A 26403-nucleotide genomic window follows, 5' to 3' on the forward strand; every position below is an offset into this window, starting at 1 on the left:
GCCTTCCGGCGGGTGGCGGCCCCGCCGGACGGGGCTAAGGGAGTCCGATCAGGCGGTCCTCGACGACGCTTTCGAGCTTGTCACGCTGTTCCTCGTTGGCCAGTGCGACCAGCCGGGCCGCGACGTGCGGGGGCAGGTCCTTGATGCCGAGTTCGACGCCGGACTTGTGCGAGTGGTCGATGAAGGTCAGCAACGCCTTCGCCCCCGACATGTCCATGTAGCTCACGTCCTTCAGGCTCAGCGACAGGTTCGACCGGTCGTTGCGCAGTGTGGAGAAGACACGGTCGACGGAGAGGAACGACAGCGGCCCCTCGATGCGGTAGGTGTCGGCGCCGTCGTGGACGACCGAGGCCTGCCGCCGACGCGACTTGACGACGTGCACGGCGAGCGCCAGGGCCACACCGACGGCGACCGCCACGGTCAGGTCGACGAGCACGGTGACGATCATCGTCGCGAACATCACGACGACGTCACCCCGCGGCGAGACATGCGCTTTGCGCAGGCTCTCCCAGTCGAACATGCCGATCGCGGTCAGTACCAGGATCCCGGACAGCACCGCGAGCGGAATGTACTGGACGACGGCCCCGAGGCCGACCACGAGAACGAGGAGAATGACGCTGTGCGTGGCCGCCGACAGTGCGGTGCGGCCACCGCTTCTGACATTGACCACGGACCTGACGGTGGCGCCGGCGCTGGCCAGGCCGCCGAACAGTCCGCTGACCGCGTTGCCGAGTCCCTGGCCGATCAGTTCCTTGTTGCTGCGATGCCGGTTGCCGGTGATGTTGTCCATGACCACCGAGGTCAGCAGTGAATCGATGGAGCCCAGCAGCGCGATGCTGAGCGCGGGCAGGACGAGGGTGAGGATCAGCGAGCCGCTGAACTCGGGGATGTCGACCGAGGGAATCGACTCCGGAATACGGCCTATGTAGTCGATCGCCGTGTTGAGCGCGACCGGTCCGACGCGCACGTCCTGCAGGAACGGGTCCGCGAGCCGCAGGGCCAAGGTCATGATCACGAGCGCGATCAGGCTCGCCGGAATGGACTTGATCACTCGTGCGGACGCGAGCATGAGCACGATCGTGCCCGCCACCACCAGAAAACTTCTCTGCACCTGGTCCAGTTCGCCCAGGATGATGATCAGCGCGATGCCGCCCATGAAACCCGACACCACGGGGTGCGGTATGTAGCGGATGAACGATCCGAGCCTGCACAGTCCGAACAGGATCTGAAACCCGCCGGCCATGAAGAACGCGATGAACGCGGATTCCAGTCCGTGTGCGGCGATGACTCCGGTGGCGACGACGGTGATGGGGCCCGTGGGGCCGGTCACCTGGCCGGGCGTACCGCCGAACAGGGCCGCGAAGAATCCGGCGAAAATCGCGCCGTACAGTCCGACGAGTGCTCCCTCGGAGGTGCCGGTCGCCGCGATACCGAATGCGATTGCCAACGGCAGCGCCACGATGGCCACCGTCAGGCCGGCAAGGATTTCCCGCGCGATGCGCTGGTACATCAGCCCCCATTTCGGTCGACAGCATGCTGGATTCGCCCCATAGGGGGCTGAGTTGCCGACCAGACTTCCCGGCGCTCCGACCCTAAAGAGTACGCATAGGTTATCTAAAGGCAAGACCAAGAATGGCCATATGCGATGTGCTGGCATTCCACCGGCAACCGGCGCGGGCGTGCTCCGAGGAATGCCGTCACACGATCGACCGTCCGGGCGGCCCCGACGATCCGGGCCGGCGACCTGTGCCGCCGAGGGCGGCGGACGGGGGCGCGGCGCGCCGCGCCCGGATCCGCGCCGTGGCCGTCACCCCTTCGGTGGTGAGTCCGCGGCGGTGGCGCGTCCGCGACCGGGCGTCGGCGAACGGTCGTGGAGTTGTCCTGGTGCTGTCACGGTCCACGCCGTCCTCTGGCGACGCCGTCCCGGCGGGCGCATGGTCGGAGCACGGGGCCCGCCGAAGGGCCGGCCCCACCGACGTGGAGGTGCGCCATGTGTAACCACCGGTCCCCCAGCGCTCGCGCGGACGCCGCGCACATCGTCGCCGCCCACCCCGAGCAGGGCTGGAGCCTGCTGTGCGACGGCACGCTCGTCTTCGACGACTCCGGCGAGCTGCTGCCCGACGGCCGGGTCGTGGCCCCGCACCGGGTGACCACCGAGCAGCTGGCCGTCGCCGCCTGATCAGTCCGCCAGGACGGCGAACCCGTCGAATTCGACCAGGGCCCGCTCGTCCCACAGCCGCACGATCCCGACGACCGCCATCGCCGGGTAGTCCCGGCCCGCCAAGTCCCGCCACACCCGGCCCAGTTCGGCGGCACGGGCCCGGTACGCGGCGACGTCCGTGACGTACACCGTGACGCGCGCCAGGTCCGAGGGCGCACCGCCCGCCGCCCGAAGCGCGGCCAGCAGATTGCCGAGCGCCCGCTCGAACTGCTCCGGCAGCGTCTCCCCGACCACCTTGCCGTCGGCGTCGAGCGCGGTCTGCCCGGCCAGGAACACCACCCGGGAGCCGGTGGCCACGACCGCGTGCGAGAAGCCGGTCGGCGGGGACAGCCCGGGCGGGTTGACCCGCTCGGCGGTCACCGTCCGGCCTCCAGGTCCGCGTACAACTCCTTCGCGATGACGGCGCGTTGGACCTCGCTCGCCCCCTCGTAGATGCGCGGTGCGCGGACTTCGCGATAGAGGTGCTCCAGCAGGTGGCCCCGCCGCAGCGCCCGCGCTCCGTGCAGTTGGACGGCCGTGTCGACGACGTACTGCGCGGTCTCGGTGGCGAGCAGCTTGGCCATGGCGGCCCGGCGTGGCACGTCCGGGGCTCCGGTGTCGTACGCCGTCGCCGCCGCGTAGACCATCAGGCGGGCCGCCTCGGTGCGCAGGGCCATCTCGGCGACCTGGTGGGCGACCGTCTGGAGGTCCCTCAGCTTGCCGCCGAAGGCGTCGCGTCCCGCGGTGTGGGCGAGGGTGGCGTCGAGGGCCGCCTGGGCCATGCCGACCGCGAAGGCGCCGACGCTGGGGCGGAAGAGGGTGAGGGTGCCCAGGGCGACCCGGAAGCCGCGGTCCGGTTCGCCGAGCACGTCGGCCGCGGTGACCGGGACGGCGTCGAAGTCGAGGGCTCCGACGGGGTGCGGGGAGAGCAGGTCGAGGGCGGAGCCGGTGAGGCCGGGGCGGTCGGCGGGGACCAGGAAGGCGGTGACGCCCCGGGCGCCGGCGCCCTCGGTGGTGCGGGCGAAGACGGTGTAGACGTCGGCCTCGGGAGCGTTGGAGATCCAGCACTTCTCGCCGGTCAGGCGCCAGCCGTGCGGCCCGTCCCGCTCGGCGGCCAGGGACAGTGCGGCGGCGTCCGAGCCGGCGCCCGGCTCGCTGAGCGCGAAGGCGGCCACCGCGCCGCCGTCGGCGACGCGGGGCAGCCAGCGGTCCCGCTGGGCGGCGCTCCCGTGGGCGTGGACCGGGTGTGCGCCCAGCCCCTGCAGGGCGAGCGCGGTCTCCGCCTCCGTGCAGGCGTACGCCAGGGACTCGCGCATCAGGCAGAGGTCGACGGCGCCGGAGGTGAACAGGCGTGCCAGCAGCCCCAGGCGGCCGAGTTCGGCGACGAGCGGGCGGTTGACGCGGCCCGGTTCGCCCTTGTCCGCGAGCGGGCGCAACCGGTCGGCGGCCAGTGCGCGCAGTTCGGCACACCAGGCGGTCCGCTCCGGTCCGAGTGAGAATGCGGGCATCGCCGGGCCCCTCTCTCCGAAGGCCTCTCTGGGCCCTCCCTCTGCCTCCCCCGACGGTATCGCGAACCGTTGACTGTCGTCACCAACACGATACGCTCGGTGCGCGAGCCCACCACGACGCCCGTCACGGCGCCCCGAAGGCGCCCACCAAGGCAAGGGGGCGACCCGCCATGAACGTCTCGGCCCACGTCGACACCTTCGCGCGCGACCACCTCCCGCCGCCCGGTCAGTGGCCCGAACTCCGCTTCGACCTGCCGGAGCTGCGCTACCCCGAACGGCTGAACTGCGCCGCCGAACTCCTCACCGGCCCGGCCCCGGACCGCCCCGTCTTCCACACCCCCACCGGCCCCGCCTGGACGTACGGCGAGCTGCGCGCCCGCGTCGACCGGCTGGCGCACCTGCTCACCGGTGACCTCGGGATCGTCCCGGGCAACCGGGTGCTGCTGCGCGGGCCGACCACGCCCTGGCTGGCGGCCTGCTGGCTGGCGGTGCTGAAGGCGGGCGCGATCGCGGTCACCGTACTGGCCCAGCAGCGGCCGCACGAGCTGCGCACGATGTGCGAGATCGCCCGGGTACGGCACGCCCTGTGCGACATCCGGGCGGTCGACGACCTCGCCAAGTCCGAGACACCCGGTCTGCGCATCACCACCTACGGCGGCGACGCCCCCGACGACCTGCTGCGCCGGCCCGCGCCGGACACGCCGTACCGGGCCGTGGACACCGCCGCCGACGACGTGGCGCTGATCGCCTTCACCTCCGGCACCACCGGACGGCCGAAGGGGTGCCTGCACTTCCACCGGGACGTGCTCGCCGTGGCCGACACCTTCTCGCGGCATGTGCTCAGGCCCGAAGCGGACGACGTCTTCGCCGGCAGTCCCCCGCTCGGCTTCACCTTCGGCCTCGGCGGCCTGCTCGTCTTCCCGATGCGGGCCGGCGCGAGCGCGCTGCTGCTGGAACAGGCGGGCCCCCGGCAGCTGTTGCCCGCCATCGCCGGGCACCGGGTGTCCGTGCTCTTCACCGCGCCGACCGCCTACCGCGCGATGCTCGACGACCTCGACGGACACGACCTGTCGTCGCTGCGCCGCTGCGTGTCGGCCGGCGAGAACCTGCCCGCGGCCACCTGGCGCGCCTGGCACGAGCGGACCGGGCTGCGCCTGATCAACGGCATCGGGGCCACCGAGCTGCTGCACATCTTCATCTCCGCCGCCGACGAGCGCGTCCGGCCCGGCACCACGGGCGTGCCCGTCCCCGGCTGGGACGCGCGCGTGCAGGACGAGCAGGGCGAGCCCGTCCCCGACGGCCGGCCCGGACTGCTCGCCGTGCGGGGCCCGGTCGGCTGCCGCTACCTCGCCGACCGGCGTCAACCCGAGTACGTACGCGACGGGTGGAACATCACCGGCGACACCTACGTCCGCGAGCCCGACGGCTACTTCCGGTACGTCGCCCGCGCCGACGACATGATCGTCTCGGCCGGGTACAACATCGCGGGCCCCGAGGTCGAGGAGGCCCTGCTGCGGCATCCGGACGTCGTCGAGGCGGCGGTCGTCGGGCGCCCGGACGAGGCGCGCGGGCAGGTCGTGGTGGCGTACGCCGTGCTGCGCGCGGGCGTGCGGCGGGACGCGGAGGCGCTGCGCGCCTTCGTCAAGGCCGAGCTGGCGCCGTACAAGTGTCCGCGCGAGATCGTCTTCCTGGACTCCCTGCCGCGCACCGCGACCGGCAAACTCCAGCGATTCCGGCTGCGCACCGGCGGTGACGCCGCTGCGGACACCGATGGTGACCAGCAGTGATGCCGACGACCTAAGATGATCAACGTGTCCGATCAGCCCGCACCTCGGTCTCTCATCGTCACGCTCTACGGCGCGTACGGCCGCTTCGCGCCGGGCCCGGTGCCCGTCGCCGAGTTGATCAGACTGCTCGCCGCGGTCGGCGTCGACGCGCCCTCCGTGCGCTCTTCGGTGTCCCGGCTGAAACGGCGCGGACTGCTCCTGCCGGCCCGCACGGCTCAGGGCGCCGCGGGCTACGAACTGTCGCCGCAGGCACGGCAGTTGCTCGAGGACGGCGACCGGCGGATCTACGCCGCCGCGCCGCCCGAGGAGGAGAGCTGGGTACTGGCGGTGTTCTCCGTGCCGGAGGCGGAGCGGCAGAAGCGGCACCTGCTGCGCTCCCGGCTGGCCGGTCTGGGCTTCGGCACGGCCGCCCCCGGCGTGTGGATCGCGCCCGCCCGGCTGTACGAGGAGACCCGCCACACCCTGCGCCGGCTGGGCCTGGACCCGTACGTCGACTTCTTCCGCGGCGAGCACCTCGGCTTCGCGCCGACCGTGGAGTCCGTCGCCCGCTGGTGGGACCTGGCGGCCATCGCCAAGCAGCACGAGGCGTTCCTCGACCGCCACGAGGGCGTCCTGCACGCCTGGCAGCGGCGCACGGACACTCCCGAGGAGGAGGCCTACCGCGACTACCTCCTCGCCCTGGACTCCTGGCGGCACCTCCCCTACGCCGACCCCGGACTGCCCGCCCGTCTGCTTCCCGGGGACTGGCCGGGCGCGCGCTCGGCGGCCGTGTTCCGGGGGCTGCACGAGCGGCTGCGGGACGCGGGGGCGGAGTTCGCCGGGGTGCCGCCGACCGCCTGATCCTCTCGGTCGCTACAGGGACAGACGGGGTTTGGGCGCGTCCGTGCGCCCGGTGCGCGGCGGCCGGCTGCCCGCCCGGTACGGCGCCGGCCAGACGACGCCCGGGCCGTCGTAGCCCTGTTCGGCGGCGGCGTGCAGCGTCCAGTGCGGGTCGTACAGGTGCGGGCGGGCCAGGGCGCACAGGTCGGCGCGTCCGGCCAGGATCAGCGAGTTGACGTCGTCCCAGGAGGAGATCGCGCCGACCGCGATCACGGGAATGCCCACCGCGTTGCGGATCCGGTCGGCGAACGGCGTCTGGTACGACCGCCCGAACTCCGGTGTCTCCTCGGCGACGACCTGCCCGGTGGACACGTCGATCGCGTCGGCGCCGTGCGCGGCGAACGCCCGGGCGATCTCCACGGCGTCCTCGGCGGTGGTGCCGCCCTCGGCCCAGTCGGTGGCGGAGATCCGGACCGTCATGGGCCGTTCCTCCGGCCACACGGCCCGGACGGCGTCGAACACCTCGAGCGGGAAGCGCAGCCGCCGCGCGAGCGAGCCGCCGTAGGCGTCCGTGCGGCGGTTGGTCAGGGGGGAGAGGAAGCCGGACAGCAGATAGCCGTGCGCGCAGTGCAGTTCCAGCAGATCGAAACCGGCCCGCACGGCCCGCCAGGCGGCGGCCGTGAACTGTTCGCGCAGGTCGGTGAGCTGGGCCCGGCTCAGCTCCCGGGGCAGCCGGCTCCCCGGCTTGTACGGCAGCGCGGAGGCGGCCACCAGGGGCCAGTTGCCGTCGGGCAGCGGTTCGTCCATGCCCTCCCACATCAGCCGGGTCGAGCCCTTGCGTCCGGAGTGTCCGAGCTGGACGCCGATCGCGGTGCCCGGCGCCCGTGTGTGCACGAAGTCGGTGATCCGCCGCCACGCCTCGGCCTGCCTGCCGGTGTAGAGGCCGGTGCAGCCGGGCGTGATGCGCCCCTCGGGGGACACGCACACCATCTCCGTCATCACCAGCGCGGCCCCGCCGAGGGCGCGGGCGCCGAGGTGGACGAGGTGGAAGTCGCCGGGGAGGCCGTCGGTCGCCGAGTACATGTCCATCGGGGAGACGACGACCCGGTTGCGCAGGGTCAGGCCGCGCAGCCGGAAGGGGGTGAACATCGGCGGTGTGCCGGGCGGGCAGCCGAACTCACGCTCCACGGCCTCGGTGAAGCGCGCGTCGCGCAGGCGCAGGTTGTCGTGGGTGACGCGGCGGCTGCGGGTGAGCAGGTTGAAGGCGAACCTGCGGGGCGGCTGGCCGACGTACAGGGCGAGGTTCTCGAACCACTCCAGGCTGGCACGGGCGGCGCGCTGGGTGGAGGCCACGACGGGCCTGCGCTCCTCCTCGTAGGCGCTCAACGCCCGCTCCAGGGACGGCTGCTCGTGCAGGCACGCGGCCAGGGCGAGGGCGTCCTCGACGGCGAGCTTGGTGCCGGAGCCGATGGAGAAGTGGGCGGTGTGGGCGGCGTCGCCCAGCAGGACGACGTTGCCGTGCGACCAGCGTTCGTTGATCACCGTGCGGAAGGTGGTCCAGGCGGACTTGTTGGACCGGAGCGGCCGGCCGCCGAGCGCGTCCGCGAAGATCTTGGCGCAGCGGTCGGCCGACTCCTGCTCCCCCAGCTCGTCGAAGCCGGCGGCTCTCCACACCTCCTCGCGCATCTCGACGATCACCGTGGAGGCGTCGGCCGCGTAGGGGTAGCCGTGCAGTTGCATCACGCCGTGCTCGGTCTCGGCGATCTCGAAGCGGAAGGCGTCGAAGGCGAAGTCGGCGGCCAGCCAGACATAGCGGCAGTGGTGGCTGACCACATGGGGGCGGAAGACATGGGAGTAGGCCTCGCGGGTGGTGCTGTGCACACCGTCGGCGGCGACGACGAGGTCGTACGCCTCCGTGAGCCACCCCGGGTACGGCGCCTCCGTATGGAAGCGCAGGTCGACACCGAGGGCGCGGCAGCGCTCGTGCAGGATCTCCAGGAGCCGCTGCCTGCCGAGGGCGGCGAAGCCGTGGCCTCCGGCGGTGTGGCGGGTGCCCCGGTGGACGATGTCGATGTCGTCCCAGCGGACGAAGTGCCGTTGCAGGGCCTGGTACACCACCGGGTCGGCGTGTTCGATGCCGCCCAGGGTTTCGTCGGAGAGGACGACGCCGAAGCCGAAGGTGTCGTCGGGGGCGTTGCGCTCCCAGAGGGTGATCTCCCGGCTGGGGTCGAGGCGTTTGAGGAGGGCGGCGGCGTAGAGGCCGCCGGGGCCGCCGCCGACGATCGCGACGCGCAGGGGGCGGCCGCTCCTGTCACGCGCGTCCGGGTCGTGCGCGTCCGGGTCGTGCGTGTCCAGGTCGTGCGCGTCCGGGTCGTCTGTGGCTGCTGGTCGCGCGGTACCCCGCGTCCCCGGGGTGGGCGTCCTCGCGCCGGCCGCGGACGGTCGCCGCCCCTGCGCCGCCATCCTCACCGCCCCTGCCATTTCGGGGGGCGCTTCTCCGTGAAAGCCGCGTGGAACTCGGCGTAGTCGTCGCCGTTCATCAGCAGGGCCTGGGTGGCCGCGTCCAGTTCGACCGCTGCCGACAGCGGCATGTCCAGTTCGGCGGTGAGCAGTGCCTTGGTCTGGGCGTACGCGAGGGCCGGGCCGTCGGCGAGGCGGCGGGCGAGCCGGTGTGCCGCCTCGTCCGCCCGGCCGTCCTCGGCCAGCTCGCTGATCAGGCCGATCCGCTCGGCCTCGGGCGCGCGCACCGGCTCGCCCAGCATGAGCAGCCGGGTGGCGTGGCCGAGACCGACCACCCGGGGCAGCAGGTAGGCGGCGCCCATGTCGCCGCCGGAGAGACCGACGCGGGTGAAGAGGAACGCGAAGCGGGCGGTGGGGTCGGCGACCCGGAAGTCCGCGGCCAGCGCGAGGACGGCACCGGCGCCCGCGGCCACCCCGTGCACCGCCGCGATCACCGGGAACGGGCACTCCCGTACGGCCCGCACGACCTGCCCGGTCATCCGGTTGAAGTCGAGGAGCTGGGCGGTGTCCAGGGCGAGGGTGGCGCCGATGATCTCGTCGACGTCACCGCCGGAGCAGAAACCGCGTCCCTCACCGGCCAGCACCAGGGCGCGCACCGAGCGTTCCCGGGAGAGTTCGGCGAGCAGGTCGCGCAGGTCGGCGTAGGCGCCGAAGGTGAGCGCGTTGAGTTTCTCGGGGCGGGCGAGGGTGACGGTGGCGACGCCGTCGGCGTGGGTGACGCGGAGGTGGTGCCAGTCGGAGGTGCGGGCGGCGGAGCCGGTGAAGGGACTCATGAGGGCGGCCTCCTCGACGAGTGGTCGCCTCAAAAATTATCACCTTTATGTGACTGTCGTCAGGAGTGCGCGATAAGCGGGGCGGGTATGCGACGGGGGTGTACCGCGTGACCGGTCCGCGTCACAGGCGTCACCGGTCGTCGATAACGCGGTAACAAGGGGATCTTGGGTGCGAGCGGGACCGTTGAGCCGGGTAAGCCGCCGGTGACGGGGCCGGAGGTCCCGAACGGCGACCGCCCTGCGCCTGGCCGGAGGCCGCCGTACCATTCCTGAAGTTGAAAGCAGGACAACCTGATGCCGAGTACAGGAACCTGCGCCATGAACGGACTCGCCTTGCACGAACGCCCTGCCTCTCCCGCCTCCTGGCGCGTCGCGCTGCCGCACTCCGCCGCGGCGGTGCCCGTGGCGCGCGCACTGGTCCGTACGGCGCTGGCCGAGCTGGAGCACGGGGCGGACAGCGACACGGCGGAGCTGCTCACCGCCGAGCTGGTGGCGAACGCGGTGGAGCACACGGCCGGGGACGCACCGATCGAGCTGGTGGTGCAGTTGCTGCCGGCCGGCTGCCAGGTCGAGGTGCACGACCCCGACCCGGTGCCGCCCGGCGACCTGACGCGTCCGCCCGGCGGGGAGCCCGACCCGTGGCAGGAGCACGGGCGCGGGCTGCTGCTGATCCGTTCCCTGAGCTCGTCCTGCGGTCACCGCCCCACGGAGTCGGGCAAGGCGGTGTGGTTCAGACTGGCTGCGGTTCCGCCGCAGTGGCGTCCGCGTCCCGCGTGACCCGCGGCAACCGGGAGTTCCGGCGCCCGTAGAGGGCGTACAGCACGAGACCTGCGGCGAGGAACAGGGCGAACTGGAGCCAGGTCGTCCAGCCCGTCTCGTACATCAGGTACAGGCAGCAGCCGACGCCGAGCAGGGGCAGCACGGGGACGAGCGGGACGCGGAAGGTGCGGTCCAGGTCCGGTTCCCGGCGGCGCAGGGCGATCACCGCGATGTTGACGACGGCCATGATGGCGAGGGTGCCGATGGTGCACAGGTTCATCACGGCGTCGAGGGAGGCGAAGGCCGCCGGGAGCGCGAAGACGACCGCGACGATCAGGGTGCCGGCGACGGGCGTGGCGGTGCGGGGCGAGACCTTCTCGAAGACGCGCGGGACGAGTCCGTCGCGGGCCATGGACAGCAGGATGCGGGTCTGGCCGTACATCACCGCGAGGACGACGGACGCGATGGCGACGACCGCGCCGAAGGCGACGATCCCGCCGCCGACGGAGGAGCCGGTGACCTGGTTGACCACGTACGACAGGGCGGCGGGGCGGCCGGCGACCTCGTCGCTGCCGACGGCGCCGATCGCGGCGAGCGCGACCGCGCAGTACAGCAGGGTGACCAGGCCCATGCAGACGAGGATCGCGACGGGAACGTCCCGGCGGGGGTTCCTGGCCTCCTCGCCGGCCGTGGTGATCGCGTCGAAGCCGATGTAGGAGAAGAAGGCCGCGGTGGTGCCGGCGCCGATGCCGCCGAGGCCGGCCGGGGTGAAGGGCGTGAGGTTGCCGTCCCGGAAGGCGCTGAGGCCGATGGCGCAGAAGGCGACGAGGATCGCGAGCTTGAGCACGGCCATCGCGGCGGTCGCCCGGGCGCTCTCGCGCACTCCGCGGACGAGGAGGACGGCGGCCATGGCGATGACCAGGACGGCCGGGAGGTTCACGATCCCGCCGTCGCCGGGTCCGCCGGAGAGGGCCGCGGGCAGCCGCAGGCCGGTGAGGCTCTCCAGGAGTTCGTTGACGTACTGGCTCCAGCCGACGGCGACGGCGCTCACGGACACGCCGTATTCGAGGAGCAGGCACCAGCCGACGAGGAAGGCGGTGGTCTCGCCCAGGCTCGCGTAGGCGAAGGAGTACGAGGAGCCGGAGACCGGGATCGCGCCGGCCAGCTCGGCGAACGCCAACGCGGTGAACACGCAGGTGATCGCGGCGAGGACGAAGGAGAGGACGACGGCCGGACCGGCCTGGGCGACCGAGTCGGACAGGCCGACGAAGATGCCGGTGCCGACGATCGCGCCGACGCCGAAACAGACCAGCTGGAAGAGGCCCATCGTGCGGCGCAGGCCGTGGCCTTCGCGGTCGGCGCCGGATTCGGCCACGAGAAGGGCCGGGGACTTGGTGCGGGGCATGCGGGTGGTGCTCTTTTCCGGTGGTGCGGGTGCGACGGGGTGTGTCGCGGGCGACGCGGTCGCGTCGCGCGGCGGCCACGGAAGGGGTGTTCCGGGCCGCCGGACAGCATAAGGCCTGGTGAAGGTGTGTTTCGTAGCGCTCTCAGGCCAGCGTCGCCACGAGCACGGCCTTGATGGTGTGCAGGCGGTTCTCGGCCTCGTCGAAGACGACCGAGTGGGCCGACTCGAAGACCTCGTCGGTCACTTCGAGGCAGTCCAGGCCGTGGGCCTCGTGGATCTCGCGGCCGACCTTGGTACCCAGGTCGTGGAAGGCCGGCAGGCAGTGCAGGAACTTCACGTCCGGGTTGCCGGTCGCCCGCAGGACGTCCATGGTCACCGCGTACGGGGCGAGGGCGGCGATCCGCTCGTCCCAGACCTCCTTGGGCTCGCCCATGGACACCCACACGTCGGTCGCGACGAAGTCGGCGCCGCGCACCCCCTCCTCCAGCGACTCGGTGAGGGTGACACGGGCCCCGCTGGTCCCGGCGAGTTCGCGGGCGCGGTCGACGATCTCCTGGGCCGGCCAGTAGGTCTTGGGGGCGACGACGCGCACGTCCATGCCCAGCAGGGCGCCGGTGACCAGGTAGGAGTTGCCCATGTTGAAGCGGGCGTCGCCGAGGTAGGCGAAGGTGATCCCGTCCAGCGGCTTGCTGCTGTGCTCGGTCATCGTGAGCACGTCGGCGAGCATCTGGGTGGGGTGCCAGTCGTCGGTGAGGCCGTTGTAGACGGGTACGCCGGCGAAGGCGGCCAGCTCCTCGACCTTCTGCTGGCTGTCGCCGCGGTACTCGATCCCGTCGTACATCCGGCCGAGCACCCGCGCGGTGTCCTTCACGGACTCCTTGTGGCCGATCTGCGAGCCGGACGGGTCGAGGTAGGTGGTCGACGCGCCCTGGTCGGCGGCGGCGACCTCGAACGCGCAGCGGGTGCGCGTCGAGGTCTTCTCGAAGATCAGGGCGATGTTCTTGCCGCTCAGGTACCGCGTCTCGGTCCCGGCCTTCTTGGCGGCCTTCAGCTCGGCGGCCAGCTCGATCAGGCCGCGGAACTCCTGCTGGGTGAAGTCCAGCTCCTTGAGGAAGTGGCGGCCGGCGAGGGCGGTCGGGACTGTCGCCATGGGGCGCTCCAGAGATGCGGTGAGGACATGCAGTGACTGGGACCTTGGAAGTCTATACGACGTTCAGCATTTGTATGCGGCTGCATGCGCCCGTCTCCTACACGGCCGCCCGTTCGACCGGGCAGCTCATACAGCGCGGCCCGCCCCTTCCCCGGCCCAGCTCGCTGCCGGGGATCTCGATCACCTCGATGCCCTGTTTGCGCAGGTGGGTGTTGGTGGTCGCGTTGCGTTCGTAGGCGATGACGACACCCGGCTCGACGGCGAGCACGTTGCAGCCGTCGTCCCACTGCTCGCGCTCGGCCGCGTGCACGTCCTGGGTGGCGGTGAGGACGCGGACCTCACTGAGGCCGAGGGCGGCCGCGATCGCGCGGTGCATGTGCTCCGGCGGATGGTCGGTGACCTTCAGTTCCTTCTCGCCGACGCCCGGTTCGATGGTGTACGAGCGGAGCATGCCGAGGCCCGCGTACTGGGTGAAGGTGTCGCCGTCGACCATCGTCATCACGGTGTCGAGGTGCATGAAGGCACGCCTTTTGGGCATGTCGAGGGCCACGATCGTCTCGGCCGAGCCGGCCGCGAACAGCTTGTGGGCGAGCATCTCGACGGCCTGCGGCGTGGTGCGCTCGCTCATGCCGATGAGGACCGCGCCGTTGCCGATCACCAGGACGTCCCCGCCCTCGATGGTGGAGGGGTAGTCGGCCTGCCCCTCGGACCAGACGTGGAACGTTTCCGCACGGAAGAGCGGGTGGTAGCGGTAGATCGCCTCGAAGTGCACGGTCTCGCGCTGCCGGGCCGGCCAGCGCATCGCGTTGATGGAGACGCCGTCGTAGATCCAGGCCGAGGTGTCGCGGGTGAAGAGGTGGTTGGGGAGCGGGCGGAGGAGGAAGTCGTCGAGTTCCATGACGTGGAAGCGGACCGAGGTCGGCTCCGGGTGCGCCTCCAGGAACTCGCGCTTGGTGATGCCGCCGACGAGGAGCTCCGCGAGTTCGGGTGCGGGCAGGTTCTCGAAGGCGGCGCGGAGGTGGTCGGTGGCGAGCACCCCGTACTCCTTCTCGTCGAAGACCCGGTCCAGGACGAGTGATCTGGCCGCCGGGATCTCCAGGGCCTCGGTGAGCAGGTCGCCGAAGAGGTGGACGGCGACGCCCCGGTCGCGCAGTACGTCCGCGAAGCCGTCGTGCTCGGCGCGCGCCCGGCGCACCCACAGCACGTCGTCGAAGAGGAGGGCGTTCTTGTTGCTGGGGGTGAGCCTTTTGAGCTCGAGATCCGGCCGGTGCAGGATGACGTGGCGCAGCCGCCCGGCCTCGGAGTCGACGTGGAATCCCATGACTCCATCCTGACCACCGGGGACCGCCTTCACCCGCCACTGGACCGATTCCGCCCGCCTTGTTTTCGTCCTCTTGACGACAAGTACGTCCGACGATTATCGTCTGCTTGACGAAAATCGCGAACGAGGGGGACTCGTGGCCGACATCACCCGGCGTCTGGGCTTGCGCCATCTGCGGGGCGCTCCGACGGCGCACATCCGGCACCACCGCTCCGGCAGGCTGGTGCACGACGGTCCGGGGCTCAGCTTCTGGTTCCGCTCGCTGACCGCCGCGCTCTCCGAAGTTCCGGTCGACGACCGCGAGTTGGCGATGACCTTCCACGCCCGTACGGCGGACTTCCAGGACGTGGCCGTGCAGGCCACGGTCACCTACCGCATCAGCGACCCGGCCGTCGCCGCCGCCCGCCTCGACTTCTCGATCGACCCGGACACCGGGGCCTGGCGGGGCGCGCCCCTGGAACAGCTCGGCACGCTGCTGACGGAGACGGCGCAGCAGCACGCGCTGGACGTGCTCGCCCGTACACCGCTGTCGGCGGCGCTCGTCGACGGGGTGACGGCGGTGCGCGAGCGCGTGGCGGCGGGGCTGGCGGCGGAGCCGCGACTGCCGGCCACGGGGATCGAGGTGGTCGCCGTGCGGGTCGTCGCGCTGCGGCCGGAGCCCGAGGTGGAACGGGCGCTGCGCACCCCCGCCCGCGAGCAGATCCAGCAGGAGGCCGACCGGGCGACGTACGAGCGGCGGGCGGTGGCCGTCGAGCGGGAGCGGACGATCGCCGAGAACGAACTGGCCAGCAAGATCGAACTCGCCCGGCGCGAGGAGGGCCTGGTCGAGCAGCGCGGTACGAACGCCCGGCGCGAGGCGGAGGAGAGCGCGGCCGCGGACAAGGTACGGGCGGAGGCGGAGGCCTCGCGCACGGTACGGCTGGCGGAGGCCGAGGCGGCCCGGTCCGTGCGGCTGGCCGAGGCGGAGGCCGCGCGCGCGGTGAAGCTGGCCGAGGCGGAGGCGGACAAGCAGGTCCGGCTGGCCGACTCCGAGGCACGGCGCACCGAGCGGCTGGCGGAGGCGGAGTCGGCGCGCACGGTCCGGCTCGCCCGCGCGGAGGCGGAGGCGGCGCGCGAGGTGGGCGAGGCGCGGGCCCAGGCGCAGGCGGCCTGGCTCCGGGTGCACGCGGACGTCGATGTCGCGACCCTGCACGCCCTCACCGGCACCCGGCTCGCCGAGAACCTGCCGCACATCGACAGCGTGACGATCTCGCCGGACGTGCTGACCGGGCTGCTGGCCAAGCTCGGTGCCGGGGACCGGGAGTGAGCCTCGCCCCGCGGGCCGTGCTGGTCCACCGCACCAGCGAGTACGAGGAGTTGGTGGCCCGGCACGGCACGCACGGCCAGGCCGCCTTCTTCCTCGCCTCGCGCGGCCGGGACATCGAGGAGGTCGCCGAACGGCACCGCCGCACGCGACGGGCGCTGGCCGAGGTGACCGCGGCGATCCCACTCACGTGGCGCCAGACGCGGGTCGAGCGGGCCGACTTGGACCGGTTCCTGTTCGCGCCCGAGGACGTGGTGGTCGTGGTCGGGCAGGACGGGCTGGTGGCGAACGTCGCCAAGTACCTCCAAGGGCAGCCGGTGGTGGGGATCGACACCGACCCCGGACGCAATCCGGGTGTCCTGGTCCGCCACCGGCCGCGGGACGCCGCTGTGCTCCTCCCCTCGGTGCTCGCGGCCGGTACGGGCGTGGACGAGCTGACCATGGTCGAGGCCGTCGCCGACGACACGCAGCGGCTGGTGGCCCTCAACGAGATCTACCTCGGCGCGGCCGGTCACCAGACCGCCCGGTACCGCCTGGGCCTCGAGGACGACGGGGGTGTCGTCGAGGCCCAGGCCTCCTCCGGGGTGCTCGTGGGCACGGGCACGGGGGCGACCGGGTGGATCCGGTCGGTGTGGCAGGAGCGGGGCGGGAGCGGGGGCGGGGGCACGGGCGGCCTGCGGCTGCCGGGGCCGTCGGAGCGACGGCTGCTGTGGTTCGTACGGGAGGCGTGGCCGTCCCCGGCGACGGGGACCTCGCTGGTGGCGGGGGAACTGGCGGCCGGAGGGCGACTGGCGCTCACCGTCGAGTCCGAACGGCTCATCGCCTTCGGGGACGGGATCGAGAGCGATGCGGTGGAACTGACGTGGGGGCAGACGGTGCGGGTGGGGGTGTGCGGGGAGCGGTTGCGGTTGGTGGGGTGAGGGGTGCGTGCGCCTGGCCGGCAGCGGCTGCCGTCGGTGAGTGGGTCGGGGTCGTGGGGCGGCTGCGGGAGCAGTAACGCGGTTGCCGTGCATGAACAGCGAGGTGCGGATCAGCCCGACAGGGCGGTGCCCCGCGGGGTGCGGACGAACGCCTCCTCGAAGGAACGTCGCGGCACGGCCTCCTCGGGGAGGCGGACACGGCTGCTGCCGGGGGGCGACTCCCCCGGCAGCAGCCGCTCGCGTCCTTACAGCCTCGGGTCCACCGGCTCCGACTCCAGGGCCAGGACCGCGAACACCGCCTCGTGGACCCGCCACAGCGGCTCGCCCTCGGCCAGTCGGTCCAGGGCCTCCAGGCCGAGGGCGTACTCGCGGATCGCGAGCGAGCGCTTGTGGTTGAGGAAGCGCCCGCGCAGGCGGGTGAGGTTGTCGGGGCGGGTGTACTCCGGACCGTAGATGATCCGCAGGTACTCGCGGCCCCGGCACTTGATGCCGGGCTGGACCAGACGGCCCTCGCCGCCGCGCACCAGCGCGCCGAGCGGCTTGACGACCATGCCCTCGCCGCCGCGGCCGGTCATCTCCAGCCACCAGTCGACGCCGGCCCGGACCGACTCGGGGTCGGCCGTGTCGACGTACAGGCGCCGAGTGGTCTGGAGCAGGCCGGTGGTGTCGTGTTCCACCAGCCGGTCGAGGAGGGCCAGCTGTTCGTCGTGGGGCAGGGCCGCGAGGCTGCGGCCCTGGACGGCGAGGAGCTGGAACGGGGCCAGGCGTACGCCGTCCAGGCCGTCCGTGGTCCAGCAGTAGCGCCGGTACGCCTCCGTGAACGCGGCCGCGTCCGAGGCGCGTTCGCGCTGGCGGAGAAGGAGGTCCGAGACGTCGACGCCGCGCGCCGCCGCACCCTCCAGCGCGGCCAGCGCGCCCGGGAAGGCGGCGCCGGACGCCGCGCCGACGGCCGCGTACTGCGACCGCAGCAGACCGGAGGCCTTGAGCGACCACGGCATCAGTTCGGCGTCCAGCAGGAGCCAGTCCGTGTCGAGTTCGTCCCACAGGCCGGCTTCGCCGACCGCGGTCCGCAGCCGGCCGAGGATCTCCTCGGTCACCGTCTCGTCGTCGAAGAACGGGCGGCCGGTCCGGGTGTAGAGGGATCCGGTGGGTCCTCCCCCGCTCCCGGCCGCGCCCGGGCCCGAGGCACCCCCCACCCCGAAGCGCCTGCGGGCCGCTTCCGCGTCCCGGCAGACCAGCGCCACCGCCCGCGAGCCCATGTGCTTCTCCTCGCACACGACCCGCGCGACGCCGTCCCGCGCGTACTGCGCGAACGCCTCCGCCGGGTGCTCCAGGTAGCCGTCGACCTGCGACGTCGCCGTCGGGGCCATGGTCGGCGGGAGGTACGGCAGCAGCCGCGGGTCGACGGCGAAGCGGCTCATGACCTCCAGGGCCGCCGCCGCGTTCTCCTCGCGCACCGAGATCCGGCCCTGGTGACGCGTCTCGACGACCCGCCGGCCGTGCACGTCCGCCAGGTCCAGCGGCCGCCCGTCCTGCCCGCCCGGCGCCTCCGACTTCAGCGGCTTGGCCGGCTCGTACCAGACCCGCTCCGCCGGTACGTCGACCAGCTCCCGCTCCGGCCAGCGCAGCGCGGTCAGCTTGCCGCCGAAGACGGCGCCGGTGTCCAGGCAGATGGTGTTGTTCAGCCAGGTCGCCTCGGGCACCGGGGTGTGGCCGTACACCACGGCCGCCCGGCCCCGGTAGTCCTCCGCCCACGGGTAGCGCACCGGCAGGCCGAACTCGTCGGTCTCGCCGGTGGTGTCGCCGTACAGCGCGTGCGAGCGGACGCGGCCGGAGGTGCGGCCGTGGTACTTCTCCGGCAGGCCGGCGTGGCAGACGACCAGCTTGCCGCCGTCGAGGACGTAGTGGCTGACGAGGCCGTCGAGGAACTCCCGCACCTCGTTCCGGAACTCCTCGCTCTCGCCCTCCATCTGCGCGATGGTCTCGGCCAGGCCGTGGGTGGGCTGGACCTTGCGGCCGCGCAGGTGACGACCGTACTTGTTCTCGTGGTTGCCGGGGACGCACAGCGCGTTGCCCGACTTGACCATCGCCATGACGCGGCGCAGCACGCCCGGGCTGTCGGGGCCGCGGTCGACGAGGTCGCCGACGAAGACGGCCTGCCGACCCTCCGGGTGGACGCCGTCGGCATAGCCCAGCTTGCCGAGCAGCGACTCCAGTTCGGAGGCGCAGCCGTGGATGTCGCCGATGATGTCGAAGGGGCCGGTGAGGTGGGTCAGGTCGTTGAAGCGCTTCTCGGTGACGACGGTGGCGTGCTCGACGTCCTCGACGCCGCGCAGGACGTGGACCTTCCTGAACCCCTCGCGCTCCAGGTGCCGCAGTGACCTCCGCAGTTCGCGGATGTGGCGCTGGATGACCCGGCGCGGCATGTCGGCGCGGTCGGTGCGGGCCGCGTTGCGCTCGGCGCAGACCTCCTCCGGCACGTCCAGCACGATCGCTATCGGCAGCACGTCGTACTGCCTGGCCAGGTCGATCAGCTGACGGCGGGCGTCCTGCTGCACGCTGGTCGCGTCGACGACGGTGCGCCGGCCGGCCGCGAGCCGCTTGCCCGCGACGTAGTGCAGGACGTCGAAGGCGTCCCGGGAGGCGCTCTGGTCGTTCTCGTCGTCGGCGACCAGACCGCGGCAGAAGTCGGAGGAGATGACCTCGGTGGGCTTGAAGTGCCTGCGGGCGAAGGTGGACTTGCCCGAGCCGGAGGCACCGATCAGCACCACGAGGGAGAGGTCGGTGACGGGCAGGACGCGGCCCTGCTCACGGGGAACCCGGGTCTCGGTCTCGGTCATGCGGCCTTCCCCTCCTTTTCGTTCGTGGTCTTCGCGGTGGCTGCGCGCATCTCGAAAACGGCCATCTGGGTGGGCGGTCCCACCTCGGGGTCGTCGGGGCCGACGGGCCGGAACGCGACGTCGTAGCCGTACCGTTCGGCCACCGCCGTCGCCCAGCCGCGGAACTCCTCGCGGGTCCACTCGAAGCGGTGGTCGCCGTGCCGGACGTGCCCGGCCGGGAGGGTCTCCCAGCGGACGTTGTACTCGACGTTCGGGGTGGTCACCAGGACCGTGCGCGGGCGGGCGGCGCCGAACACCGCGTACTCCAGGGCGGGCAGCCGGGGCAGGTCGAGGTGCTCGATCACCTCGCTGAGCACGGCGGCGTCGTAGCCCTTGAGCCGCTTGTCGGTGTAGGCGAGCGAGCCCTGCAGGAGCCGCACGCGCGAGGCCTGCCGCTCGCCCATCCGGTCCAGCTTCAGCCGCCGGGAGGCGACGGTGAGCGCCCGCATCGACACGTCGAGGCCGACGATCTCGGTGAACCGCACGTCCTTCAGCAGCGCCTGCACCAGCTGGCCCTGCCCGCAGCCGAGATCGAGCACCCGGGCGGCGCCGGACTCCTTCAGCGCCGTGACGATCGCGTCCCGGCGCTGCACCGCGAGCGGGGTCGGCTTCTCCTCGGTCTCCGCCTCCGCCTCGACCGCGTTGTCGATCTCCTCGACCTCGCTGTCGTCGGCCTCGGCGAGCCGCACCAGCTCCAGTCGCTCCATGGCCTGCCGGGTCAGCGACCAGCGGCGCGACAGGTAACGGCTGGTGATCAGCTTCTGTTCGGGGTGGTCGGGCAGCCAGCCCTCACCGGCGCGCAGCAGCTTGTCGACCTCGTCGGAGGCGACCCAGTAGTGCTTGGCGTCGTCGAGGACGGGCAGCAGGACGTACAGGTGCCGCAGGGCCTCGGCGAGGGTCAGCGCCTCGGACTCCAGGACGAGACGCACGTACCGCGAGTCGCCCCACTCCGGGAACTGGGTGTCCAGCGCGACCGGTTCGGCGGTCACCGTCCAGCCGAGCGGCTCGAAGAGATCGCGTACGAGGTCGGGGCCGCCGCGGGCGGGCAGCGCGGGTACCTCGACGCGCAACGGACGCTGCTGGGCGGGGAGTTCGGGCTTGGCGGCGCAGACGCCCCGCATGGCGCTGGAGAACACGCCGCTCAGCGCGACCGCGAGCAGGGAGGAGGCCGCGTACGGGCGGTCGTTGACGTACTGCGCGAGCGCCGCGTCGGGAGCGCCTCCGCGCCCCTTGCCCTTGCCGCGCCGGACCAGTGCCACGGCATCCACCTCCAGCAGGAGCGCCGCCGTGCAGCGCTGCGCGTCCGCCTCGGGGTAGAGGACGTGCGCCTTGCCGTAGGAGGTGGAGAACGCCTGCGCCTTGTCGGGATGCTTGTGCAGCAGGAAGCCCAGGTCGGTGGCGGGGCGTTCGGGGGTGCCGGTGGTGCTGATGGTCAGGAACATGCGGAGGGCCTCTCCGGCGGGTGGGTCGACGGACGGGGTAGGACGGTGGACGGGACGAGTCCGGTCCATGGAGCGGGAGCGATGTGTGGGTGAGCGATGAAGGGGTGGAGCGATGCAGGGCGCCGTGCGTGCGAAAGCCCTCAGGAGTGGTGATCCTGAGGGCTGGGCAGGACGACGGTCTTACCATCGCACACCCCGCCCGACCGGCGCCTTTGTTTATTCCGGGCTGCCCGGCCGGCTGTTCCCGGGCTGCTCGGCCGCCCGCTTCCACGGCCTGACGCCGAGTTGTCCGGTGGTCCCGAGGTCGAGATGGGGCGTCACCGTGACGGGGTCGGCCCCGGCCTTCGCGCGGACCCGGACGTAGGGGACGTCGACGGGCGTGCCGAACTGGGTGGTGTTGCGCCACACCAGGCTGGAGGTCGCCGTCTCGCCGGGCTTCAGGGTGACCGGCCGGGGCGGCTCGTCGGGCCCCGCCCCGGTGGTGATCTCGCCGCTGCCCTGGAGGATTTTGACGCCGTCGACCGGCTCACGGTCCTCGCCGAGGAGTTCCAGCAGCGGGTAGCCGTTGACGGTGTAGTCGCGCGTTCCGCAGTTCTCCAGGTGCAGGCCCACCACCCGCAGCCCCATGGCCGCGTCGCCCTCGTCGGCCGTGACCCGGATCCCGGAGGCCGGGCAGTCGCCCGCCTCGGACGGAGCCTCGCCGGCGGGGACCTTGGTCACCTCGGAGACCTTCACCCGCGTCACCGGGGACGCGCCCGGGGCGAGGACCCCCAGACGGACGGTTCCGCGCACCGTCTTGCCGGGGGCGACGTCGCGCACCGTCTCCCACTTGTTGCTCATGACCTCACCGCTGCTCGTCGTGAAGTCGAAGAGGACGGTGTACGTCAGTGCCTCGGTGCCCTGGTTGGTGACCTCGTAGGTTGCGGAGACGCCGGAGTCGGTCGGGAGGCTGTCGGCGGTGACCGAGAAGCTGCTCGAGGGCGAGGGCGAAGACGAGGGGGAGGGGGAGGGGGAGGGGGACGGGATGGTCACGGCGGTGACCCGGACGCCGTCCATGCCCGGGTCGGTGACCTGGGTGCGGGGCGGCGAGGAGGCCGCGCCGGGGCCGGTGTCCTGGGTGCCGACGCGTTCCGCACCGCACGCCGTGAGCAGCAGGCAGGCGGCGACGGCCGGGAGGAGGGGGGTGGGTCTGCGCATCCGGTCACCTCATCAGCCACCCGCACCAACGGCCGTGATGGAGGCCACAGTTCCGGTCACAGGGCTGTCACAGGAGGGGCGGGGTGCTGTGGGGGGCTGGGGGGATGCTGGGAGGGGGTGCGGTGGAGCGGGGTGCGGTGGAGCCGGGTAGCAGGGCTGCGGACCACAGCCCCCGGGCCGGACCGCGAGGTCGGGCCCGGGCGCGCGCCCCGTGCCGGGTTACGGCAGCTGCGACTGCACCTGGGCCGAGATCAGCTCCAGGTGGTCCAGGTCGTGGAGGTCGAGGACCTGGAGGTAGATCCGGCGGGAACCGATCTCGGCGTAGCGGCCGATCTTGTCGACGACCTCCGCCGGGGTGCCGGCCAGGCCGTTGCGCTTCAGCTCGTCGACCTCGCGGCCGATCGCGGCGGCACGGCGGGCGACCTCCTGGTCGTCCTTGCCGACGCAGACCACGAGGGCGTTGGAGTAGGTGAGCGCGTCGGCCGCCCGCCCGGCTTCCTCGGCGGCGGCCCGCACCCGGCCGAACTGGCGCTCGCTGTCCTCGATGGTGCCGAACGGCATGTTGAACTCGTCGGCGAACCGGGCGGCCAGCCGCGGGGTGCGGCTCGCTCCGTGGCCGCCGATCAGCACGGGGATCTTCGCCTGGGCGGGCTTGGGCAGCGCGGGCGAGTCCTTGAGGTCGTAGAAGTCCCCGTGGAAGTCGAAGGTCTCGCCGGCCTTCGTGCCCCACAGGCCGGTGACGATCTCCAGCTGCTCCTCCAGGCGGCCGAACTTCTCCTTCGGGAAGGGGATGCCGTACGCCGTGTGCTCCTCCTCGAACCAGCCGGCGCCCAGGCCGAGTTCGACGCGGCCGCCGGACATCTGGTCCACCTGCGCTACCTGGATGGCGAGTACGCCGGGCAGCCGGAAGGTGGCGGCGGTCATCAGGGTGCCGAGGCGGATGCGCTTCGTCTCCCGGGCGAGACCGGCGAGGGTGATCCAGGCGTCGGTGGGACCCGGAAGGCCGTCCACGGAGCCCATCTTGAGGTAGTGGTCCGAGCGGAAGAAGGCGTCGAAGCCCAGGTCCTCGGTGGCCTTCGCCACGGTGAGGAGGGTGTCGTAGGTCGCCCCCTGCTGGGGCTCGGTGAAGATGCGAAGATCCATGTCCTCCATCCTGCACTCCGGGCTCCCCGTCGACCCCACCGGTCCCCCCGCCCCGTCCACCCCCGGGCGGGGTGAAAAACGTCGACGCCGAGGCGGGAGGTCGCCGGAGCCAGTGACCCGCCCCGGCGGTGGTCGTTGGCCGGGCGGAGCCGGACCACCCGGCGCCCGCGCCCGGAAGGTCAGCGCCGGGGCGTCACGCGCGTCGGCCTCTCCTGCGGGGCCGGGGGCCCGAGGAGGCCGTCATGTCCGAGGAAACCGTTGGCTTCGCCGGGCAGCCGAAAGGGCTGCTTCAGCAGATGGAGGAGCTGATGGCGGCACTGAACGCGGACCTGTCCGCGCTGGAGCGTCCGCGGGCGACGGAAGGTGCGGGGTGCGACGGCCGTGTCGAAGAGGGTGACGTGGGCTGAAGCCCGCCGCTCCGGGGGCTGCCGGCCCCCGGGCGCCCGCTCGGGCCGCCGCCCTCGCCTCCTTCTCGGAGCAGTGGAGCCCGCGCATCGTCACCACCGGCAGACACCCGCTCGCCCCCGCTCTCCTCATCTCTTCATCTCTCGGGCAGCGCCCCCTCTCTCGCCGCCAGCTTCCGCAGCATCTCCAGGACCCGGTCCCTGGACTCGTCCGCCGCGTCGATGGCCTCCATGCACTGCCAGTACGTCCTCTCGTCGGCCGCGGAGCTGGCGAGGCCGACGAGGGCGATGCCGACCTCGCCGAGCAGACCACCGAGGCAGAGCAGGGCCTCACGGGCGTCGTCCAGCGCGGTGAGCTGGGCGGCGCGCAGGTCCCCGGGATCGAGAACCGGTGCGTCCAGCACACCGCAGCCCCTGCCCGCCAGCTCGGTCAATCCCAGTGCCTCGCCTCGTAGTTCCGGCGGGCCGGAGACCGCGAGCCGGCTGCCGATCGCCTGGGCCAGGGCCTGCGCCTGCCACACCTCGGCCAGCGTCCGAGGCCCGTCGTCGCTGCGTGCGAGAGCACGCCTGCTCGTCAGGATGAGCCGCACCGCTTCCATGCGCTGCCCCCGTCCGTCCCGACGTGCTGCTCGCACGTCCGTCACTCGAACTCTCTTGTCCACTACCCAGAGTGAGGGTCTGTGGGGCGAAAAGCCAGAGGAAGACGGAAATCTGTGGACAACAAATCGGTTTCGGGCGGCTTGATGACTCCGGAGAGTGATAACGGAGGGTGCGGTTCCCGCGGCACCGGCCGTACGAACCACGCGGAGGCTCGGTGCCGGGGAGCCGGGGGCCTGGGGGCGTGCCTTTGTGCACGGTGCCGGGAGCCTCCGTCGTTGACGGCGCCGGGAGCCACCGTCGTTCACGGCGCCGGGAGCCTCCGTTGTTCCCGGTGCCGCCAACACCGTTGTTCACGGCGCCGGGAATCTCCGCTCGTTGCGGTCGATCTTCGCGTCCAGGGCCGCCAGCGGATCGATCCCCAGCACCTCGCACAGTTGCAGCAGATACGCGAGCACGTCGGCGACCTCGTCCGTCACGCGGTGGGCGGTGTCCGGGTCGTCCATCACGCGGGCCGACTCCTCCGGCGTCAACCACTGGAAGATCTCGACCAGTTCGGAGGCCTCCACACTGAGCGCGGAGACGAGGTTCTTGGGCGTGTGGTACGGCTGCCAGTTCCGCGCGGCCGCGAACTCGGCCAGCCTGCGCTGGAGCTTCGCCACGTCGAGGTGTTCTGTCACGGGTCCAGGTGTACCACCGTGACCCCGGTGGTCCCGGCGGCCCAGGAGGCGTCGCTCACCGCCCCGACGCAGCGGATGTGCCCGCGCTCCCCCATCCGGACCGCGAGCCGCAGCAGTTCCCCACGCTGCCGTACGTCCAGGGCGCGGTCGAAGCCGTCGGCGAGGACGGTGAGGGCGCGCATCGCGTCGGGCACCTCGCCGGGCGGGTCGACGTCCAGGACGCCGGGGCCGGTCAGCAGGACCAGGGCGAGCGCGAGGTGGCGGAGTTCGCCGTCGCCCAGGCGGGCCAGCTCGGTGCGCGGGGCGGTGCCCCGGTCGAGCAGGGCGCGGACGGTGCCGTCGCCGAGGGGCTCGGCGAGCACGTCGGTCACGGGTCCGGCGCAGCCGGCCCGCACGGCGGCGACGAGCTGGGCGTGCCGTCGGGTGCACTCCGCGCGGGTGCGCAAGAGGACGTCGGCGAGGTTGTCACACGTCCCGAGCAGCCGGCCGGCTCCGGTCGGCACGGGGGCGCGCATCCGCTCGGGCCGCGGGTCGCAGGCGAAGACGGACCGCAGGGCCACCAGCATCTGTTCGGCGGCGGCGAGCACACGGCGCTGTCCGTCGGTCTTGCCCGCCACGCGCAGCGGGAGCAGCGCGGTGCCCAGCCGGTCGTCGGGGAGCGGGGCGCGGGTGACCGGCGACGACCCGGCGGTGTGCCAGGCGGCCTGCACCGTGCGCCGCCCCGGGTCGCGCAGAGCCGTCTCCAGCAGCACGAGTCCGCCGGCGCTCAGCCGCTCGCCCACGATGCGCAGCTCGGGTTCGGCCTGGACGGCGAGGTCGAGCCGGACCGGGCCCCCGGGTCCGTCGGCCGTGCAGCCGATACGGAAGCCGCGACGGCGTTGGGCATCGGGACGCGCCCACTCCGGCACGCAGGCGACCGGATCCGGGAACACCTCGTCGAGCCCGGCCCCGCCACCGAGCCGGGCCAGCGCCTCGTACGCCCGCAGCGCGGTGGTCTTGCCACTGCCACTGGCCCCGACGAAGAGAGTGACCGGCCCCAGCGAGAACCCGGCCCGCCGGTGCCGGCCGAAGGCCGACAGCCGCAACTCGGTGAGACAGGGCCGCGCGGGACCCTGGCGGGGGGCGGGGGCGGACGGTTCTTCGCCGGCGGGGATGCGCGGGGCGCCGGCGGGGATGCGCGGGGCTCCGACGGACGCCCGTCCCGCGGACGGGGCACGGTCACCACGGGCGGGTGGCCGCTCTCCCGGCCGAGCGCGGTCGCCATCACCGCGCGGTCCCCCGCCGGGCGCGACGCTGCTGCCGTCCCCGGCGCGGGATGCGCCGGCGGGCGGTCGCCCGGGCGCGGCGCGGTCGCCATCACCGCGCGGCTCCTCGCGGGGCGCGACACGGCCGGCGCCCCCGAGGGGTCCCTCGACGGGCGGGACCTGCGACGTGTTCTTCGCAGGGGTCTGGGTGGGCAGGTCCCGCGAGTCTGCCCCGCAGGGGGCGCCGGTGGACGCGGTGTGGGACAGGGACACGGAGGAAACGGGCGGCACGGCCATGTGCGGACCGTAGAACTCCGGCCGCGGGGCGAACCGTTCCGCCCCCGTGAGCTTC

Annotated in this window: 22 protein-coding genes; 7 read left to right on the plus strand and 15 right to left on the minus strand. The window is 72.8% G+C overall.

Annotated features, from left to right (window positions below; genetic code table 11):
- Window positions 1–34: 34 nt before the first annotated feature.
- Window positions 35–1630 (minus strand): SulP family inorganic anion transporter, encoded by a 1596-nt coding sequence (locus ACF1A1_RS27775; RefSeq protein WP_392003695.1) that lies wholly within the window; start codon window positions 1628–1630, stop codon window positions 35–37.
- Between the two features lie 360 nt (window positions 1631–1990).
- Here ACF1A1_RS27775 and ACF1A1_RS27780 point away from each other — a divergent pair, with 360 nt between their 5' ends.
- Window positions 1991–2179 (plus strand): DUF5999 family protein, encoded by a 189-nt coding sequence (locus tag ACF1A1_RS27780; RefSeq protein WP_392003697.1) that lies wholly within the window; start codon window positions 1991–1993, stop codon window positions 2177–2179.
- On the opposite strand, the gene ACF1A1_RS27785 is transcribed toward ACF1A1_RS27780, so the two are convergent.
- Complete coding sequence (locus ACF1A1_RS27785) at window positions 2180–2581, minus strand: RidA family protein (protein ID WP_392003699.1); 402 nt, start codon at window positions 2579–2581, stop codon at window positions 2180–2182. It lies immediately after the preceding gene.
- Entirely contained in the window at window positions 2578–3708 is a 1131-nt protein-coding gene (locus ACF1A1_RS27790) for an acyl-CoA dehydrogenase family protein (protein ID WP_392003701.1), read from the minus strand. Before ACF1A1_RS27790 ends, ACF1A1_RS27785 begins: the two co-directional genes overlap by 4 nt.
- Before the next feature lie 170 nt (window positions 3709–3878).
- Here ACF1A1_RS27790 and ACF1A1_RS27795 point away from each other — a divergent pair, with 170 nt between their 5' ends.
- The gene (locus ACF1A1_RS27795) at window positions 3879–5495 is read left to right on the plus strand and encodes an AMP-binding protein (RefSeq protein ID WP_392003703.1); all 1617 of its coding nucleotides are present in this window, start codon (window positions 3879–3881) and stop codon (window positions 5493–5495) included.
- 15 nt (window positions 5496–5510) lie between these two features.
- Window positions 5511–6335, plus strand: a complete 825-nt coding sequence (locus ACF1A1_RS27800) for a PaaX family transcriptional regulator C-terminal domain-containing protein (protein WP_392003705.1) — start codon at window positions 5511–5513, stop codon at window positions 6333–6335.
- Window positions 6336–6347: 12 nt separating this feature from the next.
- Here the strand turns inward: ACF1A1_RS27800 and ACF1A1_RS27805 are convergent, their stop codons facing one another.
- Window positions 6348–8609 (minus strand): bifunctional salicylyl-CoA 5-hydroxylase/oxidoreductase, encoded by a 2262-nt coding sequence (locus ACF1A1_RS27805; protein WP_392003760.1) that lies wholly within the window; start codon window positions 8607–8609, stop codon window positions 6348–6350.
- 170 nt (window positions 8610–8779) lie between these two features.
- Window positions 8780–9607 carry an enoyl-CoA hydratase family protein gene (locus ACF1A1_RS27810; protein WP_392003707.1) on the minus strand — a complete coding sequence of 276 codons (828 nt, stop codon included), beginning with the start codon at window positions 9605–9607 and terminating at the stop codon, window positions 8780–8782.
- A 318-nt stretch (window positions 9608–9925) separates the two neighbouring features.
- Here ACF1A1_RS27810 and ACF1A1_RS27815 point away from each other — a divergent pair, with 318 nt between their 5' ends.
- Window positions 9926–10384, plus strand: a complete 459-nt coding sequence (locus tag ACF1A1_RS27815) for an ATP-binding protein (RefSeq protein ID WP_392003709.1) — start codon at window positions 9926–9928, stop codon at window positions 10382–10384.
- Here ACF1A1_RS27815 and ACF1A1_RS27820 read toward each other — a convergent pair.
- The 3 genes from ACF1A1_RS27820 to ACF1A1_RS27830 all read right to left on the minus strand — a co-directional run bounded on the left by ACF1A1_RS27820 (window position 10338) and on the right by ACF1A1_RS27830 (window position 14242).
- Window positions 10338–11771, minus strand: a complete 1434-nt coding sequence (locus ACF1A1_RS27820) for an amino acid permease (RefSeq protein WP_392003711.1) — start codon at window positions 11769–11771, stop codon at window positions 10338–10340. The genes ACF1A1_RS27815 and ACF1A1_RS27820 overlap by 47 nt on opposite strands.
- A 142-nt stretch (window positions 11772–11913) precedes the next feature.
- A complete protein-coding gene (argF, locus tag ACF1A1_RS27825) occupies window positions 11914–12921 on the minus strand; it encodes an ornithine carbamoyltransferase (RefSeq protein WP_392003713.1) in 1008 nt (335 codons plus the stop codon).
- Window positions 12922–13018: 97 nt separating this feature from the next.
- Window positions 13019–14242, minus strand: coding sequence for an arginine deiminase (locus ACF1A1_RS27830; protein ID WP_392003715.1), 1224 nt, complete (start codon window positions 14240–14242; stop codon window positions 13019–13021).
- A gap of 136 nt (window positions 14243–14378) precedes the next feature.
- On the opposite strand from ACF1A1_RS27830, the gene ACF1A1_RS27835 reads away from it, so the two are divergent.
- Together ACF1A1_RS27835 and ACF1A1_RS27840 are read left to right on the plus strand one after the other, a co-directional pair.
- Entirely contained in the window at window positions 14379–15548 is a 1170-nt protein-coding gene (locus tag ACF1A1_RS27835) for an SPFH domain-containing protein (protein WP_392003717.1), read from the plus strand.
- Window positions 15545–16465 carry a hypothetical protein gene (locus ACF1A1_RS27840; protein ID WP_392003719.1) on the plus strand — a complete coding sequence of 307 codons (921 nt, stop codon included), beginning with the start codon at window positions 15545–15547 and terminating at the stop codon, window positions 16463–16465. Before ACF1A1_RS27835 ends, ACF1A1_RS27840 begins: the two co-directional genes overlap by 4 nt.
- Before the next feature lie 245 nt (window positions 16466–16710).
- On the opposite strand, the gene ACF1A1_RS27845 is transcribed toward ACF1A1_RS27840, so the two are convergent.
- From ACF1A1_RS27845 to ACF1A1_RS27860, 4 genes are all read right to left on the minus strand, one after another.
- A complete protein-coding gene (locus tag ACF1A1_RS27845) occupies window positions 16711–19305 on the minus strand; it encodes a polynucleotide kinase-phosphatase (protein ID WP_392003721.1) in 2595 nt (864 codons plus the stop codon).
- On the minus strand, window positions 19302–20786 hold the full coding sequence (locus tag ACF1A1_RS27850) for a 3' terminal RNA ribose 2'-O-methyltransferase Hen1 (protein ID WP_392003723.1): 1485 nt from the start codon (window positions 20784–20786) through the stop codon (window positions 19302–19304). Before ACF1A1_RS27850 ends, ACF1A1_RS27845 begins: the two co-directional genes overlap by 4 nt.
- Before the next feature lie 216 nt (window positions 20787–21002).
- Window positions 21003–21983 carry a DUF4232 domain-containing protein gene (locus ACF1A1_RS27855; protein WP_392003725.1) on the minus strand — a complete coding sequence of 327 codons (981 nt, stop codon included), beginning with the start codon at window positions 21981–21983 and terminating at the stop codon, window positions 21003–21005.
- Window positions 21984–22202: 219 nt separating this feature from the next.
- The gene (locus ACF1A1_RS27860; protein WP_392003727.1) at window positions 22203–23126 is read right to left on the minus strand and encodes an LLM class F420-dependent oxidoreductase; all 924 of its coding nucleotides are present in this window, start codon (window positions 23124–23126) and stop codon (window positions 22203–22205) included.
- A 242-nt stretch (window positions 23127–23368) separates the two neighbouring features.
- Here ACF1A1_RS27860 and ACF1A1_RS27865 point away from each other — a divergent pair, with 242 nt between their 5' ends.
- The gene (locus tag ACF1A1_RS27865; protein ID WP_392003729.1) at window positions 23369–23533 is read left to right on the plus strand and encodes a hypothetical protein; all 165 of its coding nucleotides are present in this window, start codon (window positions 23369–23371) and stop codon (window positions 23531–23533) included.
- Window positions 23534–23667: 134 nt separating this feature from the next.
- Here ACF1A1_RS27865 and ACF1A1_RS27870 read toward each other — a convergent pair whose 3' ends face one another.
- The 3 genes from ACF1A1_RS27870 to ACF1A1_RS27880 all read right to left on the minus strand — a co-directional run bounded on the left by ACF1A1_RS27870 (window position 23668) and on the right by ACF1A1_RS27880 (window position 25961).
- On the minus strand, window positions 23668–24129 hold the full coding sequence (locus ACF1A1_RS27870) for a DUF6099 family protein (protein WP_392003761.1): 462 nt from the start codon (window positions 24127–24129) through the stop codon (window positions 23668–23670).
- Window positions 24130–24480: 351 nt separating this feature from the next.
- On the minus strand, window positions 24481–24807 hold the full coding sequence (locus tag ACF1A1_RS27875) for a nucleotide pyrophosphohydrolase (protein WP_189939203.1): 327 nt from the start codon (window positions 24805–24807) through the stop codon (window positions 24481–24483).
- A complete protein-coding gene (locus tag ACF1A1_RS27880) occupies window positions 24804–25961 on the minus strand; it encodes an AAA family ATPase (RefSeq protein WP_392003762.1) in 1158 nt (385 codons plus the stop codon). Before ACF1A1_RS27880 ends, ACF1A1_RS27875 begins: the two co-directional genes overlap by 4 nt.
- Between the last annotated feature and the right edge of the window lie 442 nt (window positions 25962–26403).

Origin of the sequence: Streptomyces sp. NPDC014995 (assembly GCF_043080745.1) — a bacterium.
Taxonomy (GTDB): Bacteria; Actinomycetota; Actinomycetes; order Streptomycetales; family Streptomycetaceae; genus Streptomyces.